General features: G+C 72.4%; 18 protein-coding genes. 7 read left to right on the top strand and 11 right to left on the bottom strand.

The features are described 5' to 3' along the window. Positions 1–40: 40 nt before the first annotated feature. The 11 genes from BHU06_RS12945 to BHU06_RS12995 form a co-directional block, all read right to left on the bottom strand. A complete protein-coding gene (locus tag BHU06_RS12945; RefSeq protein WP_070399615.1) occupies positions 41–1,375 on the bottom strand; it encodes a sigma-54 dependent transcriptional regulator in 1,335 nt (444 codons plus the stop codon). Next, the gene (locus BHU06_RS12950; RefSeq protein WP_175442851.1) at positions 1,372–2,823 is read right to left on the bottom strand and encodes a sensor histidine kinase; all 1,452 of its coding nucleotides are present in this window, start codon (positions 2,821–2,823) and stop codon (positions 1,372–1,374) included. The genes BHU06_RS12945 and BHU06_RS12950 overlap by 4 nt, the downstream gene beginning before the upstream one ends. 40 nt (positions 2,824–2,863) lie before the next feature. Further along, positions 2,864–3,676 carry a monovalent cation/H(+) antiporter subunit G gene (gene mnhG / locus BHU06_RS12955; protein ID WP_070399616.1) on the bottom strand — a complete coding sequence of 271 codons (813 nt, stop codon included), beginning with the start codon at positions 3,674–3,676 and terminating at the stop codon, positions 2,864–2,866. Next, positions 3,673–3,969 (bottom strand): monovalent cation/H+ antiporter complex subunit F, encoded by a 297-nt coding sequence (locus BHU06_RS12960; RefSeq protein ID WP_070399617.1) that lies wholly within the window; start codon positions 3,967–3,969, stop codon positions 3,673–3,675. The genes mnhG and BHU06_RS12960 overlap by 4 nt, the downstream gene beginning before the upstream one ends. Beyond that, positions 3,966–4,298, bottom strand: coding sequence for a Na+/H+ antiporter subunit E (locus tag BHU06_RS12965; RefSeq protein ID WP_070399618.1), 333 nt, complete (start codon positions 4,296–4,298; stop codon positions 3,966–3,968). Before BHU06_RS12965 ends, BHU06_RS12960 begins: the two co-directional genes overlap by 4 nt. Then, positions 4,295–5,863 (bottom strand): proton-conducting transporter membrane subunit, encoded by a 1,569-nt coding sequence (locus BHU06_RS12970; RefSeq protein ID WP_070399619.1) that lies wholly within the window; start codon positions 5,861–5,863, stop codon positions 4,295–4,297. Before BHU06_RS12970 ends, BHU06_RS12965 begins: the two co-directional genes overlap by 4 nt. Then, the gene (locus tag BHU06_RS12975) at positions 5,860–6,255 is read right to left on the bottom strand and encodes an NADH-quinone oxidoreductase subunit K (protein ID WP_070399620.1); all 396 of its coding nucleotides are present in this window, start codon (positions 6,253–6,255) and stop codon (positions 5,860–5,862) included. Before BHU06_RS12975 ends, BHU06_RS12970 begins: the two co-directional genes overlap by 4 nt. Then, entirely contained in the window at positions 6,255–6,668 is a 414-nt protein-coding gene (locus BHU06_RS12980) for an MnhB domain-containing protein (protein WP_070399621.1), read from the bottom strand. Before BHU06_RS12980 ends, BHU06_RS12975 begins: the two co-directional genes overlap by 1 nt. Further along, positions 6,665–8,986: a hydrogen gas-evolving membrane-bound hydrogenase subunit E gene (mbhE, locus tag BHU06_RS12985; protein WP_070399622.1), complete on the bottom strand. Its 2,322-nt coding sequence runs from the start codon at positions 8,984–8,986 to the stop codon at positions 6,665–6,667. Before mbhE ends, BHU06_RS12980 begins: the two co-directional genes overlap by 4 nt. Positions 8,987–9,150: 164 nt before the next feature. Further along, positions 9,151–10,158, bottom strand: coding sequence for a PDR/VanB family oxidoreductase (locus BHU06_RS12990; protein WP_083293215.1), 1,008 nt, complete (start codon positions 10,156–10,158; stop codon positions 9,151–9,153). Beyond that, a complete protein-coding gene (locus BHU06_RS12995) occupies positions 10,155–11,267 on the bottom strand; it encodes an aromatic ring-hydroxylating dioxygenase subunit alpha (protein WP_175442852.1) in 1,113 nt (370 codons plus the stop codon). Before BHU06_RS12995 ends, BHU06_RS12990 begins: the two co-directional genes overlap by 4 nt. A 255-nt stretch (positions 11,268–11,522) precedes the next feature. Between BHU06_RS12995 and BHU06_RS13000 the strand changes: the two genes are divergently transcribed. From BHU06_RS13000 to modB, 7 genes are all read left to right on the top strand, one after another. Next, positions 11,523–12,293, top strand: a complete 771-nt coding sequence (locus tag BHU06_RS13000; RefSeq protein WP_070399623.1) for an ABC transporter ATP-binding protein — start codon at positions 11,523–11,525, stop codon at positions 12,291–12,293. After that, the gene (locus tag BHU06_RS13005) at positions 12,293–13,012 is read left to right on the top strand and encodes an ABC transporter ATP-binding protein (RefSeq protein ID WP_070399624.1); all 720 of its coding nucleotides are present in this window, start codon (positions 12,293–12,295) and stop codon (positions 13,010–13,012) included. Before BHU06_RS13000 ends, BHU06_RS13005 begins: the two co-directional genes overlap by 1 nt. A 5-nt stretch (positions 13,013–13,017) precedes the next feature. Beyond that, entirely contained in the window at positions 13,018–13,902 is an 885-nt protein-coding gene (locus BHU06_RS13010) for a branched-chain amino acid ABC transporter permease (protein ID WP_070399847.1), read from the top strand. A 1-nt stretch (position 13,903) separates the two neighbouring features. After that, entirely contained in the window at positions 13,904–14,857 is a 954-nt protein-coding gene (locus tag BHU06_RS13015; protein WP_070399625.1) for a branched-chain amino acid ABC transporter permease, read from the top strand. Positions 14,858–14,943: 86 nt separating this feature from the next. Beyond that, entirely contained in the window at positions 14,944–15,762 is an 819-nt protein-coding gene (locus BHU06_RS13020; protein ID WP_070399626.1) for an alpha/beta fold hydrolase, read from the top strand. A 134-nt stretch (positions 15,763–15,896) separates the two neighbouring features. After that, entirely contained in the window at positions 15,897–16,652 is a 756-nt protein-coding gene (gene modA, locus BHU06_RS13025; protein ID WP_070399627.1) for a molybdate ABC transporter substrate-binding protein, read from the top strand. A gap of 21 nt (positions 16,653–16,673) precedes the next feature. Then, positions 16,674–17,345: a molybdate ABC transporter permease subunit gene (modB, locus tag BHU06_RS13030; protein WP_070399628.1), complete on the top strand. Its 672-nt coding sequence runs from the start codon at positions 16,674–16,676 to the stop codon at positions 17,343–17,345. Positions 17,346–17,355: the final 10 nt, after the last annotated feature.

Here is a 17,355-nt window from a genome sequence, read left to right on the forward strand (position 1 = left end):
GGCCCTCACGCGAAAAAACCGGGCGCGCGTTTCCCCTGTGTCAGGCCGCGCCGCCCTCGCCTTCCCCGCCCTGCAGCTTCTTGCGCCGCTTCCACAGCGTGGTGCGCGAGACGCCCAGGCGCGCCGCGGCCTCGGCCAGGCGCCCGCCCGACTGCTCCAGCGCGCGCTCGATCTGCGCCAGCTCGGCGCGCTCGCGCGCGTCGGCCAGCGTGGCCGCGGGCCCCGGCTCGTCGAGCGCGCGCTCGGGGAACAGATCGGCCGCCCCCAGGGCCGGTCCCTCGCCCAAGGCCATGGCGCGCTCGATGCGGTTGCGCAGCTCGCGCACGTTCCCGGGCCAGGCGTGCGCGCGCAGCGCGGCCTCGGCCTCGGTCGCCAGCGCGGGCGGCGCCAGGCCCTGGCGCTCGGCGGCCTGGCGCAGGAAGCCGCGCGCCAGCGGCAGCACCTCGTCCGGGCGCTCGCGCAGCGGCGGCACGCGCAGCTCGACCACCGCGAGGCGGTAGTACAGGTCTTCGCGAAAGCTTCGGTCGGCGATGCGCGCGCGCAGGTCGGCGTTGGTGGCGGCCACCACCCGCCCGCGAAAGCGCTGGTCCTGGCGCGCGCCGAGGCGGCGGAAGTGGCCGTCCTGCAGCACGCGCAGCAGCGCGGTCTGCAGGCGCGGGTCGAGTTCGCCGATCTCGTCCAGGAACAGGGTGCCGCCGCCGGCCTCCTCGAACCAGCCGGCGTGCGCGCCGCTGGCGCCGGTGAAGGCGCCGCGCTCGTGGCCGAAGAACTGGCTCTCCATCAGCTCGCGCGGCACCGCGCCGCAGTTCACCGCCACGAAGGGCTCGCCCGCGCGCGCCGAGCGCTCGTGCAGCTGGCGCGCCGCCACCTCCTTGCCGACGCCGGTCTCGCCCAGCAGCAGCACCGGCACGTCGCGCGCGGCCAGCCGCTCCAGGTCGCCCGCCAGGCGCTCGGTGGCGGGCGACAGGCCGAAACCCAGCGCCGGCCCGTCGCCGCCGGCCGCAGGCACCAGGGCGCGGATGCGCTCGACCAGCGCGTCGACGTCGAAGGGCTTGGTGAGGTAGTCGTCGGCGCCCGCGCGCACCAGGCGCACGGCCTGGCCGACGTCGGCGAAGGCGGTGGCGAAGACGATGGGCGTGCGCCCCAGGTAGGGCAGCGCGCGGCGGTACAGCGCCTCGCCCGAGCCGTCGGGCAGGCGGATGTCGCTGAGCACGAAATCGGGCCGCGCGCGGCGCAGCGCGGCCAGGGCCTGCGCGCCGTCGCTGGCGTGGACCACCTCGAAGCCCTCCAGCCGCAGGCGCTGCACCAGCGCGCCGCCGAGCACGGCGTCGTCCTCGATCAGCAGCACATGGATGGCGGGGGGGGCGTGGGTCATGGCGCGGGCGGTGGGTCGGGGGGGCCGCCGCCGTCGAACGGCAGCTCGAGCGTGATGCGCGTGCCCCGGCCCGAGTGTGCCTGCACCGCCACGCGCCCGCGCAGGCGCTGCACCAGGCGCACCACCACGGCCACGCCCAGGCCGGCGCCCGGCGCGGGGGCCTCGCCCCGCTCCAGGCTGGCGGCCAGCGGCCCCGGCAGGCCCGCGCCCTCGTCGGCCACCTCCAGCCACAGGTGGTTCTCGCGCGGCTCGCAGCGCAGCGTCACGCGCGCGCCCTCCACCGAGGCCTGGATGGCGTTGAGCAGCAGGTTCAGCAGCACCTGGCGCACCTCGCCACCGGCCAGCGGCACGGCCTCGCTCAGGCGGGATTCGAGCACCAGCGCCACGCCCACGCGGCGCGCCTGCGGCGCCAGCAGGCGCTGCACGTCCTGCAGGTCGCGCGGACCGAAGGCGGGCTCCTCCGCGCTGGGGCGGTGCGTGGCCAGGGTGGCGTCGACCACGCCGCCGATCGCGCGCAGGCCGCGTTCCATGAAGTCCAGCGCTTCGGCGCGCGCCTCGGGGCGCTCGCCGAAGCGGCGCAGCGTGTCGACGGCGGTGAGCACGCCGGCCAGCGGGTTGCGCACCTCGTGCGCCAGCGTGGCCGACAGGCGGCCCAGCACGGCCTCGCGCTCCTGCTCGGCCAGGCGCGCGATCAGGGCCTCGCGCTCGCGCGCGGCGCCGGCCATGCGGTTGTAGGCGCGCAGCAGCCGCGCGTTCTCGCCGTCGTGGGGCGGGATGAGTGCCTCGGCCACCGGCTCGGGCCCGGCCTCGCCGGTGCGCTGCAGGTGGCGCGTGAGCAGGTCCAGCGGGCGCTGCAGCCGGCGCATCACCAGCACCCCCAGCAGCGCGCAGACCCCGCCCAGGCCCAGGTTGAACACCACCACGCGCCACCACAGGCGCTGGCGCTCGGCCACGTAGTCGGCCAAGTCCAGGTTGGCCACGACGGTGAGCGCGCCGGCGCGTTCGCCGGCCAACAGGCGCTCGTCGCTGAGCGGGCGCCACACCCAGTAACTGCCGTCGTTCGTATCGATCTTGTCGCCGCGGGCGCGCTCGGCGATGGCCCCGGGCAGCGGCGCCTCGGGCAGGCCCACGCGGTCGGCGCGCGCCAGGGTGCGGCCGCCCGTGTCGAGCAGAAACAGGTGCCGGTCCACCAGGCCCTGGTGCATGCGCAAGGCTTCGTCGAGCGCGCGCTGGATGCCGGGTGCGTCGTTGGCGATCGCCGGCGGCAGCAGCGCGGCGGCCAGGCCATCGAGGTAGATCTGTCCGGTGCGCTCGATCTGGCGCTCCACCTGGCGCAGCAGACCCTGCATGGCGATCTGCGTGGTGCCCAGCGCCGTCACCAGGATGACGGCGACGACCGCGAGGGACAGGCGCGCGGTCATGGGCAGGCGGTGGATCCAGCGGGTCATGGGCGATCGGGGCATGGGGCCCCCGATCGTAGGCCCGCGCTCAGCGCAGCACGCGCGGCGGCCGCAGGCCGGGCAGGTCGAGGCGGCTGGCCACGTCCACGCGCAGGTCCAGCACGCCCTGGTCGAACCAGCCCTCGGCGGCCACCGTGAGCACGGTGGCGTCGTCGCAGCAGGCGCGCAGCACGGCGCGCGGCCGGCCCTCCTCCAGCCGCGCCGACCAGGCCAGGCCGCTGGCGCGGGCGGCGGATTCGAAGCGCTCGATCACGTCGGCCGCCGCCTGGCGGGCCTGGGCGATGCGGTGCTCGCGCAGACGCTGCGCGTGCCAGCCCGCGCCGATCGGCACCGGCCCCACGTTCTGCAGGCGCGGCAGATCGATCACCGCCACGCCGCACAGCTCGGCGCCATGGCGCCGCGCCAGGGCCACCGCCTGCGCGATGGCGGCGTCGATGTGCGGCCCGGCGGCCAGCGCCAGCACCACGCGCCGGACCGGTACCGCGTCCGCGGGGGCGTGCTCGTCCAGGCCGCCGCGCGGCAGCACGCCGCGCAGCGCGTCCTCGCGCGTGCCGCGCCACAGCGGTACGCCGCTCACGTAGCCCGCGCGGCCGATGAGGTGGCCCGCCACCGGCGTGGTGAGCAGCAGGAACAGCACCGCCAGCGCGGCCTTGACCCAGGTTGCCGTGTCGCCCTGCAGCGCCGCCACGCCCAGCAGCACCAGGCCGCTGCCGGCCACGCCAGCCTTGGTGGCCGCGTGCATGCGCATGAAGAAGTCGGGCAGGCGCAGCACGCCCAGCGCCGCGAGCAGGCACAACAGCGCGCCGCCCAGCAGCAGCGCCGATCCGATCCACCCGCTCATGGCCGTTCCTCCCCGGTGGGCCGCGCGGCGCGCGCGATGAAACCGGCGAAGGCCACGGTGGCCAGGAAGCCCACCAGCGCCACGCCCAGGGCGATGTCCACGAAGGCCGGCGCGTCCGCCACCAGCGCGGCCAGCCCGGCGGCGGCCACGCCGATCAGGCCCAGCATGTCCAGCGCGATCACGCGGTCGGCGGCGGCCGGTCCGCGCACGATGCGCACGCCCGCGGCCAGCACCGCTCCCGCCAGCAGCAGCGCGCTGAGCGTCAGCACGCCATCGAACAGGGTGGGGTTCATTCCAGGCACTCCTTCACGCGGCGCTCGAAGCCGCTCTGGATTTGCGCGACGGTCTCGTCGCTCAGGTTCATGGCGTGCACGTAGAGCACGCCCCTGTCCTCGGACAGGTGCAGGCTGGTGGTGCCCGGCGTGAGCGTCACCAGGTTGGCCAGCAGCGCGATGGCGGTGTCGCCCTGCAGGCTCAGCGGCACGGCAACGATACCGCTGCGCTGCACGCGCGAAGGCCGCAGCACGGCGCGCAGCACGTCGTGCACCGACAGCGTGAGTTCGCGCGCGAACAGGCCGGCCAGCACCAGCCAGGCGCGCGCGCGGCGCAGCAGAGGTTTCATGGGGCGGCTCCTTCGGGCAAGGGGGGCAAGAGGGGCGGGAGGGCCGGGGCGGGCGCGGCGGCGCCCAGCACGGCCTGCACATAGGCCTCGCGGCCCAGCATCTGTTCGGCCGCGCGCAGGGAGAAGTCGACGAAGGGCTCGGTCCACAGGCCGATCGTCAGCGTGAGGGCGGCCAGCGCGGCGATGGGCAGCAGCAACACCGCGCGCGCCGCACCGCGCGCGCGCCACTCGCCCGCGGCGCGCATCGACAGCTCGCTCGGCGCCTTCCAGAAGGCCTCGTTCCAGATCTTGAGCATGGAGTACAGCGTGAGCGCGCCCACCACCAGCGCCACCACGGCCAGCGCCACGTGGCCGGCTTCCAGGCTGGCGCGGATGACCAGGAACTTGGCCCAGAAGCCGGACAGCGGCGGCAGCCCCGCGAGCGACAGCGCGGGCACCACGAACAGCAGGGCCAGCAGCGGCGCGCTGCGGTGCAGGCCGCCGATGCGCTTGAGTTCGTACGAGCCGCCGGCCAGGCGGATCGCGCCCGCGATCAGGAACAGGTTGGCCTTCACCACGATGTGGTGCAGCACATAGAGCACCGCGCCCGCGATCGCCAGCGGCGTGGCCACGGCCAGGCCCACCAGCATGTAGCCGATCTGGCTGATGATGTGAAAGGACAGGATGCGCCGCACGTCGTAGTGCGCCGCCGCGCCCAGCACGCCCGTGACCATGGTCAGCGCGGCCAGCGCGCCCACGATGGGGCCGATGAAGTCCAGCGTGCCGCCGAACACCAGCGTGAAGCAGCGCAGGATGGCGTACACGCCCACCTTGGTGAGCAGGGCCGCGAAGATCGTCACCACCGGCGCGCTGGCCGTGTGGTACGCGGCCGGCAGCCAGAAGAACAGCGGGAACACCGCCGCCTTGGCGCCGAAGGCCAGCAGGAACAGCAGCGCCAGCGTGGCCACCAGGCCCTGGTTCGGCACCTCGGGCAGGGCCAGCGACAGGTCCGCCATGTTGAGCGTGCCGGTGAGGCCATAGAGCAGGCCCACGCCCAGCAGGAACAGCGTGGTGACCAGCAGGTTGAGCACCACGTACTTCACGCCCGCGTCGAGCTGCGCGCGCGTGCCGCCCTGCACCAGCAGCCCGAAGGACGCGATCAGCATGATCTCGAACCACACGTAGAGGTTGAAGATGTCGCCCGTGAGGAAGGCGCCGGTGACGCCCAGCAGCAGGCCGTGGTACAGCGGGTGGAACCAGGCCCTTTCGCGTTCCCTGGCGCCGCTGGCCAGCGCGTAGACCGACACCGCCACGGCCATGAGGCCGGTGATGACCACCATGGCGGCGGCGAAGCGGTCGGCCACGAAGCTGATGCCGAAGGGCGCGGCCCAGCTGCCGAACTGGGTGGCGAGCACGGTGCCGTCGAGCACGGCGCGCAGCAGCAGTCCGCTGGCGATCAGCAGGCCGGCGCTGCCCAGCAGGCTGATGGCGCGTTGCAACGCGGGCCTGGACTGCAGCAGGGCGCACAGGGCCAGCGTGGCCAGGGGCACGGCCACGGGCAGGGTGAGCAGCAGGTGCGGCGTCACTGGACGAGCCCCTGTGGTGCGGCGGCGCGCGCGGGCGTGTCCTCGGCGCGCGGCTCGGCCTCGCGCATGGCGTCGGGGTCCAGGGTGCCGAGGGCGCGGTGGGCGCGCTCGAACAGCACCACGGTGAAGGCGACGAGCGAGAAGGAGATGACGATGGCGGTGAGGATCAGCGCCTGCGGCAGCGGGTTGGCGCTGGTGGCCATGCCGAGCGCGCCGTCGGGCACGAGCGGCGGCGTGTTGGACGACAGCCGGCCAGCGACGAAGATGGCCAGGTTCACCGCGTTGCCGAGCAGCAGCAGGCCCAGCACCATGCGCAGCAGCTGGCGCGACATGAGCAGGTACAGCGCGGCGGCGAGCAAGGCGCCGAAGCTCAGGGCGTAGAGGGTTTCCATCAGTGATCGGCCTCCTCGCCGAGGTAGTAACCCACAAACGCGCACACCGCGCCCAGCACCGCGAGGTACACGCCGATGTCAAACACCAGCGCCGTGCTCAGCGCGAAGCCCTTGTCCCAGAACTGCCACTGGTGCGTGAGGAACGGCGTCTGCAAAAGCAGCGCGGGCAGGCCCGAGGCCAGGGCCAGCAACAGGCCGGTGCCCGCGATCGAGGCCGGTGGCCAGCGCAGGGCCTTCAGCAGGGCCGCGCGCCCGCGCGGCAGCGCGTGCACCGTGAAGCCGGCCGCCGCCACCAGGCCGCCGACGAAGCCGCCGCCGGGCGCGTTGTGGCCGCGCCAGAGCAGGTACAGCGAGAACAGCAGGGCCAGGGGCAAGAGCATGCGCCCGGCCACGCTCAGGATGGGGGAGTTCATGCCGCGCTCTCCTCTGGCTCATCGGCGGCGCCGCGCGAGCGCCGCGTGCCCGCCAACACCGCGGCCGCCGCCAGCGCGGCCAGCGCCAGCACCGTGATCTCGCCCAGCGTGTCCAGGGCGCGGAAGTCCACGATGATCACGTTCACCAGGTTGCGGCCATGGGCCTCGGGCACGCTCGCGGCGCGGAAGAAGTCGGACAGGCGCTCATCGAAGGGCGTGGCCAGCACCGACAGCAGCAGCAGCGAGGCCACCGCGCCGAAGCCGATGGCGATGGCCGCGTCCACCCGGCGCTGCGGCGCGGTGCGCGCGTCCTCGCGCGCGAAGGGCAAACGCCCCACGACGGCCAGCAGCACCACGATGGCCACCGCCTCCACCGAGAACTGGGTGAACGCCAGGTCCGGCGCGCCATGGAACAGGAACACCAGCGCCAGGCCGAAGCCCACCATGCCCGCCGCCACCATGCCGCGCAGGAAGCCGCGCGCGCGCACCACGGCCCAGGCCGCCAGCAGCAGCAGCGCCGGCAGCAGCGCGTACAGCGACGCCGCGCCGTCCAGGCCGGGCCAGGCCAGCGCGCCGCGCGCGAACGCCGTCAGGCCCACCGCCCCGCCCACCACCGCCAGCGTGGCGCCCAGGTAGCGGCGCAGGCTGCCCGACTGGATGGCTTGCGTCTGCCACAGGGCCAGGCGCGGCAGCGCGGCCATGGCGCGGTCGTAGGCCGCATCGGGGCCGTGGGTGGCGATGGCCTCGCGCGCCGCCAGGGTGCGGTGCAGGCGGTTCCAGCCGCGGTAGATCGCCAGGCCCAAGGCCAGGGTGAAGGCGCTCAGCGCCAGCATGGGCGTGAGGCCGTGCCACAGCGACAGCGTGGCCGCGGTGGCGCGGCCGGCCACGGCGCTCGCGGCGGCCTGCACCAGATCGCCGGCCAGTCCGGGCGCCAGGCCCAGCAGCAGGCCCAGCGCGGCCAGCAGCGCGGGGCCGATCCACATGGCCAGCGGCGGGTCGTGCGGCGTGTGGGGCGTGGGACGCAGCGGTCCCCAGAAAGCGCGCACCGTGACCACGCCGGCCACTGCCACCATCACCGCGTTGGCCACGATGGCCACCGCCACCGGCAGCCAGGACGCGCTGCCGCTGAGCTGGGCCTCGTACACCAGCTCCTTGGCCACGAAGCCCACGAAGGGCGGCAGCCCGGCCATGGACAGGCCGGCCAGCAGCGCGGTGGCCGCCGTCAGCGGCATGCGCCGCGCCAGGCCGCCCAGGCGCGTGCTGTCGCGCGTGCCGGCCTCGTGGTCCACGATGCCCGCCACCATGAACAGGCAGGCCTTGTAGAGCGCGTGCACGATGAGGAAGGCCACCATGGCCGTGGCCGCCAGCGGGTGCGGCAGCGCGATCAGCGTGACCAGGGTGCCCAGCGACACCACCGTCGAATACGCCAGCACGCGCTTGAGGTCGGTCTCGCGCAGCGACAGCAGCGCGCCGGTGAGCATGGTGGCCAGGCCGGCCGTGAGCAGCAGGCCGGTCCACAGCGGATGCTCGCCATACACGGGGTTCAGGCGCGCCAGCAGGTACACCCCCAGCTTGACCATGGTGGCCGAGTGCAGGAAGGCCGACACCGGCGTGGGCGCCACCATGGCGTTGGGCAGCCAGGCGTGCAGCGGCACCTGGGCCGACTTGGCGAAGGCGCCCAGCGCCACCAGCGCGATCACCCAGGCCGTGTTCGCGTGCGAAGCGAGCCCGTCCATGGCCAGGATCTCCGAGATCCGGAACGTGCCCGCGGCCTGCCCCAGCAGGAGGGCGCCGGCCAGCAGCGCCAGTCCGCCGCTCACGGTGATGAGCAGGCCCTGCTGGGCCGCGCGCCGCGACGCCGCCTGCTCGGGTGTGAAGCCGATCAGCAGGAAGGACGCCAGGCTGGTGAGCTCCCAGAACACCAGCAGCGCGATCAGGTCGTCGGCCAGCACCGCGCCCAGCATCGCGCCCATGAACAGCGTGAGCCGCGCGAAGAAGCGCGCGATGTCCGCGTGCCCCGCGAGGTAGCGGGCGGCGTACAGGAAGATGAAGCTGCCGATGCCCGTGATCAGCAGCGCGAACAGCAGCGACAGGCCGTCGGCCCGCAGCGCCAGGGCGACGCCCAGGCTGGGGATCCACGGCGTGACCTCCACGCGCGCGCCGTGGGCCAGCACCTCGGGCAGCAGGCCGGCGAAGCCGGCGCACAGCGCGGCCGGCAGCAGCCAGGCCAGCGCGGCCAGGGGCGCGCGCCAGCGCAGCAGCGCCCACAGCAGGGGCGCGGACAACAGGGCGGTGAGGACGAGCAGGGTGAGCGGCATGGGCAGGCGGGGTGAAGTCCCTGCCTGCACTGGCGCAAGCGCCGTGCCGCCTCATCGCGCGCCGCGCGGGCCTTGTGAATCAAGCACTTGCGTGGGTGGGCCGCCCGCGCGTGTTCAGCCGAGTGAACGTCGGCGCCGCGCCGCGTCGCGCGAAATGAACGCCGTCAGACGTCCAGCACCAGCCGCGCCGAGCGCGCCCGCGAGCAGCACGGCGTCATGTGCGTGTTGGCGGCTTTTTCCTCGTCGGTCTGGTACTCGTCGCGGTGCTCGGGCGTGCCCTCCAGCACCGGCACCAGGCAGGTGCCGCAAATGCCCTGCTCGCAGGACAGCGGAATGTCCACGCCCGCCTCGATCAGCGCCTGCGCCACGCTCCTGCCTTCGGGCACCTGCACCGACACGCCGCTGCGCGCCGCCACCACGGTGAAAGCGGTGCCGGTCTGCGAGACCCCGGCCTTGAAGTGCTCCACGTGCACCCGCTCCGCGGGCCAGCCGCGCGCGGCCGCGCCCTGGGTGACGAATTCGATGAAGCCCTCGGGGCCGCACACATACAGATGCCCGCGGGTGTCGGCCAGGGCCTCGTCGAGCGCGAAGCGCTGCGCGGGCGGGCCATCGTCGTGGTGCGATCGCACCGACGGCGCGAAGGCGCTGGCCGCGAGTTCGTGCGCGAAGGCGGCGCGGTCCGCGCTGCGCGCGCAGTGGTGCAGCACGAAGGGTGTGCCGCGCGCGTGCAGCGCGTGCGCCATGGACAGCAGCGGCGTGATGCCGATGCCGCCGGCCACCAGCACGGCGGGGCGGTCGTCCGCGGCCAGGGGAAAGTTGCAACGGGGGCGGCCAATGCGGATGACCTGCCCTTCGGCGAAGTGCCGGTGCACGCTCTCGGAGCCTCCCCGCGAAGTAGGGTCCCGCAGCACGCCCAGGCGGTAGCGGTGGCGCTCGCGCGGGTCGTTGCACAGCGAGTACTGGCGCATCAGGCCAGGCGCCACCACCACGTCCACGTGCGCACCGGCCTCGAAGGGCGGCAGCTCGCCGCCGTCGAGCGCCACCAGCTCCAGCGCCACGGTGTCGGTGGCGGTGTCTTCGCGGCGCGCAATGCGAACGTCCAGGGGGGCGCCGGGGCGCGCGTCGGCGTCGATGGCGGCGTCGCTCACCGGGGCATTCACCGGCGGGCTCATTCCGGCTTGGCGTCTTCGCTCAGCAGGCGCTCCAGCACGCGGCGGTAGCGCGTCGGGCCGGCGTCGATTGCCAGCAGCACCGGCGACAAGGGCTCGCGCGACTGGTCCATCAGCCGCTGCTGCGCCTCGATCACGGGCACGTCCTGCTCGGCAAAGGCGAAGGTGCGCATCTCGAAGATCTTTTCGCGGATGGCGCTGTTCTTCTCGTCGCCTTCGGTCAGCACGTTCCAGCGCGCGGCCGAGTAGTGGTAGTGCGTGGTGCGCTCGGTCTCGGGCGTGAGCAGGTGCAGCGCGAAGTAGCCCGTGCCCTTCTCCTTGGGCTCGCCCGGCTTGCTCACGCCGAACTCCAGGATCATGTAGCAGGGCGCGTACCAGCTGATGGTGCTCCACTGGTCGCCACGCTCGAAGCCGGGCGGGCTCATCATCTTCAGGATGCCCGGGGTGTCGGCGTTCTTGGAGGGCCGGCTCACGGCCACCACGTCGCCCTTCTGTTCGACCTTGATGTCGGCCTCCACCGTGTCGGCGTTGCCCAGGATGCCTGCGTGCACGTAGGAGGTGTGGCTCAGGTCCAGCAGGTTGTCCACCACCAGTTCGTAGCCGGCGTCCACCGTCAGGTAACCCGGCTTGGTGATGTGCATCGCGGGCCGGTCGTCCAGACAGCTGTAGTCGGGGATCTTCGCCGGATCGGGCGCCTTGTCGCCCATCCAGATCCACAGCAGGGTGTGGCGCTCGATCACGGTGTAGGACTTCAGGTGGGCCGCGGCCGGGATGGTGCAGTTGCCGTGCGGGTTCTTCACGCATTGGCCGTCGGCGCCGAACTCCAGGCCGTGGTAGATGCACTGCACGCGGTCGCCGGACATGAGCTTGCCCATGGACAGCGGCGCGAAGCGGTGCGAGCAACGATCGGTCATGGCGGCGATGCCGCCGTCCTCCTTGCGAAAGAACACGATGGGCTCGTTGAGGAGGGTGCGCGAGACCAGCTTTCCCGGCTCCAGATCGGCGGACCACATGGCCACGTACCAGGTGTTGCGGATGAAGCGGCTGGTGGCAGGTGCCGCGGCGGCGCGAACCAGCGGCTTCTCGGTGAGGGTGGGGGCGGCTTGGGTCATGGCGTGGTGTCCTTGTCTCTTCTCGTCAGCGGTGCGGTCGGTGGTTCCCTGAAGGGAATTCCGGGGCTGCGAAAGGCTAGCCGAGCGACGAAGGTGCCGCAAACGAGAGTTCTTCATGGGGCCATGAGTCGGAGTTCGGGCGGCCGTGCGGGGCTCATGCCCGCATGAAAAACTCTCGTTGGCGCCCCATCGCCCCCATGGCTAGCATCCGCGCCCATTCGAGAACGAGACGCCGTCCCCACGCCGCCAGCGCCGATGCCCCCGATCATTCTGCAAACCCACCACCTCACCAAAGCGTTCAAGGGCTTCGCCGCCGTGAGCGACGTGAACCTCAGCGTGCGCGAGGGCAGCATCCACGCGCTCATCGGCCCCAATGGCGCGGGCAAGACGACCTGCTTCAACCTGCTCACCAAGTTCCTGGAGCCCAGCAGCGGCAGCATCTTTTTCCAGGGCCGTGACATCACCCGCGAGAAGCCCGCCGACATCGCTCGCCGTGGCGTCATCCGCTCGTTCCAGATCTCCGCCGTGTTCCCCCACCTCACGGTGCTGGAGAACGTGCGCCTGGGCCTGCAGCGCGCGCTGGGCAGCACCTACCACTTCTGGAAGCCCGAGCGCTCGCTGCACCACCTGCACGGCCGCGCCATGGAGCTGCTCGCCGAGGTGGGCCTCGAATCCTTCGCGCACGAGACCTGCGTGAACCTGTCCTACGGCCGCAAGCGGGCGCTGGAGATCGCCACCACACTGGCCATGGACCCCAAGCTCATGCTCCTGGACGAGCCCACGCAGGGCATGGGCCACGAAGACGTGCACCGCGTCACCGAACTCATCCGCCGCGTGGCGGTGGGGCGCACCGTGCTCATGGTGGAGCACAACATGGCCGTGGTCTCCACCATCGCCGACACCATCACCGTGCTTCAGCGCGGCGCCGTGCTGGCCGAGGGCCGCTACGCCGAGGTATCCACCGACCCGCGCGTGCTGGAGGCCTACATGGGCGCCGAGGCGACGGCGCTCGAGGGAGCGCACTGATGGCCGCCGCGCTGCGCATCCGGGACCTGCACGCCTGGTACGGCGAATCGCACGTGCTGCACGGTGTGGAGATGGAAGTCCGCGAGGGCGAGGTCGTCACGCTGTTGGGGCGCAATGGCGCGGGCCGCACCTCGACGCTGCGCGCCATCATGGGCCTGACGGGTGCGCGCCAGGGCAGCATCCAGGTCTTCGGCCAGGAAACCATCGCCCTGCCCACTTTCCGCATCGCGCCGCTGGGCATCGGCTACTGCCCCGAGGAGCGCGGCATCTTTGCCAGCCTGTCGGTGGAGGAAAACCTGCTGCTGCCGCCCCGGCTCAAAGGGGGGCGGATCGGTGCGGGGGCCGCCATGAGCGAGGACGAGATCTACGCCATGTTCCCCAACCTCGCGGAGCGCCGCCAGAGCCCGGGCACGCGCCTGTCCGGCGGCGAGCAGCAGATGCTGGCCGTGGGCCGCATCCTGCGCACGGGCGCGCGGCTGCTGCTGCTCGACGAGATATCGGAAGGCCTGGCGCCGGTGATCGTGCAGGCGCTCGCCCAGATGATCCGCACCCTGAGGGCCAAGGGATACACCGTGCTCATGGTGGAGCAGAACTTCCGGTTCGCCGCGCCCCTGGCCGACCGCTTCTACGTGATGGAGCACGGCCGCGTGGTGGAGGCCTTCGGCGCCACCGACCTCCAGGCCAAGATGCCGCTGCTCAACGAGCTGCTCGGCGTGTGAACCCCATGCCACTACTCGACATCCCCCTGCCCGTCCTGCTCAGCCAGTTGCTGCTGGGCCTGGTCAACGGCTCCTTCTACGCCATCCTCAGCCTGGGCCTGGCGGTCATCTTCGGTCTGCTGCACGTCATCAACTTCGCGCACGGCGCGCTGTTCATGCTGGGCGCGGTGCTCACCTGGATCGGCCTCAACCACTTCGGCATCAACTACTGGGCCATGCTGCTGCTGGCGCCGCTGCTGGTGGGGGCCTTCGGCATCGCCATCGAGCGCACCTTGCTGCGCTGGATCTACCGGCTCGACCACCTGTACGGCATGTTGCTCACGCTGGGCATCACCCTGGTACTGGAGGGCGTGCTGCGTGCCATCTTCGGTGCCTCGGGCCTGCCCTACAACGCGCCCGAAGCCCTGCAAGGCGCCACGCAGCTGGGTTTCATGTTTTTGCCCAACTACCGCATCTGGGTGGTGGTGGCCTCGCTCACGGTGTGCTTCGCCACCTGGTACCTCATCGAGCGCACGCGCCTGGGCGCCTACCTGCGCGCCGGCACCGAGAACCCCAAGCTCGTCGAGGCCTTCGGCATCAACGTGCCCCTGATGGTGATGCTCACCTACGCGTTCGGCGTGGGCCTGGCGGCCTTCGCGGGCGTGCTCGCGGCGCCAGTGATGCAGGTCTCGCCCCTCATGGGGCAGAACCTGATCATCGTGGTTTTCGCGGTGGTGGTGATCGGCGGCATGGGGTCGATCATGGGTGCCATCCTCACCGGGCTCGGCCTGGGCGTGCTCGAGGGCCTCACCAAGGTCGTGTACCCCGAGGCATCGGCCACCGTGGTCTTCGTGGTGATGGCGATCGTGCTGTTGCTGCGTCCCGCCGGCCTGTTCGGAAAGGAGCGTTGACATGAAGCGCCTGCCCACCATCGGCTATGGCCTGCTGCTCGCGGGCCTGTTTGCGGCCCCATTCCTCGGGGCGTATCCCATCTTCCTCATGAAGCTGCTGTGCTTCGCGCTGTTCGCCTCGGCCTTTAACCTGCTGCTGGGCTACGCGGGCCTGCTGTCCTTCGGCCACGCAGCGTTCTTCGGCGGCTCGGCCTACGTGGCTGGCCTCGCCATGAAGGCCTGGGGCCTGCCGCCCGAGCTGGGTCTGCTCGCGGGCACCGCGGCCGGCGCGCTGCTGGGCTGGGTGTTCGGCGTGCTGGCCATCCGCCGCCAGGGCATCTACTTCTCGATGATCACGCTCGCGCTCGCGCAGCTGGTGTACTTCGTGGCGGTGCAGATCCCGGCCACGGGCGGCGAGGACGGCCTGCAGGGCGTGCCGCGCGGCGTGCTGTTCGGCTTCATCGACTTGCGAGACGATCTGAACATGTACTACCTGACGGTGGCCATCGCGACCGGCGCCTTCCTGCTCATCGCGCGCGCCATCGCCTCGCCTTTCGGCCAGGTGCTCAAGGGCGTGCGCGAGAACGAGCCGCGCGCCACGTCGCTGGGCTACGACGCCGACCGCGTGAAGCTCATGGCCTTCGTGCTGTCGGCGGCGCTCGCGGGCCTGGCCGGTTCGCTCAAGACCCTGGTGCTCGGCTTCGCGTCGCTGACCGACGTGCACTGGCTGGCCTCGGGCCAGGTCATCCTCATGACGATGATCGGTGGGGTGGGCACGCTCACCGGCCCGCTCGTGGGCGCCAGCGCCATCCTGCTGCTCGAGGGCAAGCTCGGTCAGCTGGGCCAGGCGCTCACCCACCTGAGCGGCTGGAGCGGCTTTACCGCGCTGGGCGAGTCGGTCACCACCGCCATGGGCGTGCTGTTCATCTTCTCGGTGCTGTTGTTCCGAAAGGGCATCATGGGCTGGAAGTCATGAGCGCCCAGGCGCCACCGCCCCGCGGCCCACTGCCTCCCGAGGGGGCCCACCCGGCCAGGGCCGGCTCGGCGCCGGAACGCGTGCGGATGCCGGCGCTGCAGCACGCCCGCGCCGACGACGGCACGCGCATCGCCTTCAGCCTGCGCGAGGCCGCCCCCGGCCTGCCGCGCATCGCCTTCCTGCATTCCCTGGGCATGGACCACGCGCTGTGGGGCCCGGTGAGCGAGCGCCTGGCCGGTCTGGCCAGCCTGCTCTGCCTGGACATGCGCGGCCACGGCCGCTCCGACAAACCCCCGCCGCCTTACGGCACCGAGCGCCTGGCGCGCGACTTGCGCGACGTGCTCGACCACGTGGGCTGGGCGCGCACCGTGCTCGTCGGCGCCTCGCTCGGCGGCTGCGTATCGCTGGACTTCGTGGCCCACCACGCCGAGCGCGTGCAAGCCTTGGGCCTGGTGGACAGCACCGCCTGGTACGGCCCCGACGCGGGCCTGAACTGGAACGCCCGCGCGCGCCGCGCCCGCGAGGAAGGCCTGGCGGCCATGATCCCCTTCCAGGAAACCCGCTGGTTCAGCGACGCATTTCGGGTCAGCCGGCCCGACGTGGTCGAGCGCTGCGTGCGCACCTTCCTGGGCAACGACGTGACCGCGTTCGCCGCGCTGTCGGAAATGCTGGGACGCTTCGACGGTCGCCACCTGTTGCCGCGCATCCGGGTGCCCACGTCCATCATCGTGGGCGAAGAGGACTTCGCCACGCCGGTGGCCATGTCGCAGGCGCTGCAGCGCGGCATCCGGGAGGCGCGCCTGACGGTGATCCCCGCTGCGCGGCATCTGGTGCAGATCGAGCGGCCCGACGCGGTGGCCGCGATGGTCATGCGCCTGCTGGAGCGGGTGACGGCGAGCGCCTGAGCGCGGGCTGCGCGACAGCGCCAGGCAAGCGCCGGATTCCCCGCGGCTTCAGAAACCTCAGCGGAGGGCCGGTGGCCATGCCTGGCTATACGCTATATTCAGTCATATATAGCGATCGTGACCGAGGCTTCCGCATGCACCACCGCCTGACCCACACCCTGGCCGTCGTCCTCACCGCCGGCCTGTCCCTCGCCGCGCAAGCCGCCGACCTCACCGTCTCGGCCGCCGCCAGCCTGACGAACGCCTTCAAGGACATCGCGCCGCTGTTCGAGGCCGCCCACGCCGGCACCAAGGTGCAACTGAACTTCGCGGCCTCCGGCGTGCTGCTGCAGCAGATCGCCAAAGGCGCGCCGGTCGACGTGTTCGCCAGCGCCGACCAGGAAACCATGGACCGGGCGCAGGCCCAGAACCTCATCAAGCCCACGCAGCGCCGCGACTTCGTCTCCAACAGCCTGGTGGTCATCGTGCCCCAGGCCAGCGCCCTGCGGCCCCGGTCGGTGGCCGATCTCACTCGGCCGGAATACGCCCGCATCGCCATCGGCCTGCCCGCCAGCGTGCCCGTGGGCCGCTACACCAGGGACGTGCTCGAAGGGGCCGGCCTGTGGGGCGCCATCGAGTCCAAGATGGTGGGCGCCACCAACGTGCGCCAGGCGCTGGACTACGTGCAGCGCGGCGAGGTCGACGCGGGCTTTGTGTACGCCACCGACGCCGCGCTGATGGCCGACAAGGTCAAGGTGGCGCTGACCGTGCCCACGCCCAAGGCCATCCTCTACCCCGTGGCCCCGTTGCCCGCGGGGCCGAACGCCGCCATGGGCGAGAAGTTCGTCGACTTCCTGTTCACGCCGCCGGCCCAGGCGGTGCTGTCCAGGTACGGCTTCGGCAGACCCTGAACCCGCGCGTCGGTACCTGCCGTGGCCGAGGCCTGGACCCCCCTGCTGCTCACCTTGAAGGTGGCGGGTTGGGCCACCGCGCTCAACCTGTTCCTGGGCACGGCGGTGGGCTACGCGCTGGCGCGCCTTCGTTTCCCCGGCCGCGACGTGCTGGACGCCGCGCTCACCCTGCCCCTGGTGATGCCGCCCACCGTGCTGGGCTACTACCTGCTGGTGGTCATCGGCAGCCAGGGCGTGATCGGCGCCTGGCTGCTGCAGCACTTCGGCGTCCGGCTCATCTTCACGGTGGAGGCGGCCATCATCGCCGCCACCATCGTGGCCTTCCCGCTGGTGTTCAAGGCCGCGCGCGCCGCCTTCGAAACGGTGGACCCGCAGCTCGAGGACGCCGCGCGCACCCTGGGCCTCGGCGAATGGCCGATCTTCTTTCGCGTGACGCTGCCGCTGGCCTGGCGCGGCATCCTCGCCGGCCTGCTGCTGGCCTTTGCGCGCGCGCTGGGCGAGTTCGGCGCCACGCTCATGGTGGCGGGCAGCATCGTTGGCAAGACGCAGACGCTCTCCATCGCCGTCTACGAGGCGGTGCAGGCGGGGCAGGACGGCACGGCCAATGTCCTGGTGCTCGTCGCCTCGGCCGTGTGCGTGGCGGTGCTGCTGCTCGCCGGCCAGTTGGTGCCGGGCCGCGTGGCGTCGCGATGAGGGGCCGGCC

Origin of the sequence: Hydrogenophaga sp. PML113 (assembly GCF_001777155.1) — a bacterium.
Classification (GTDB): domain Bacteria; phylum Pseudomonadota; class Gammaproteobacteria; order Burkholderiales; family Burkholderiaceae_C; genus Hydrogenophaga; species Hydrogenophaga borbori.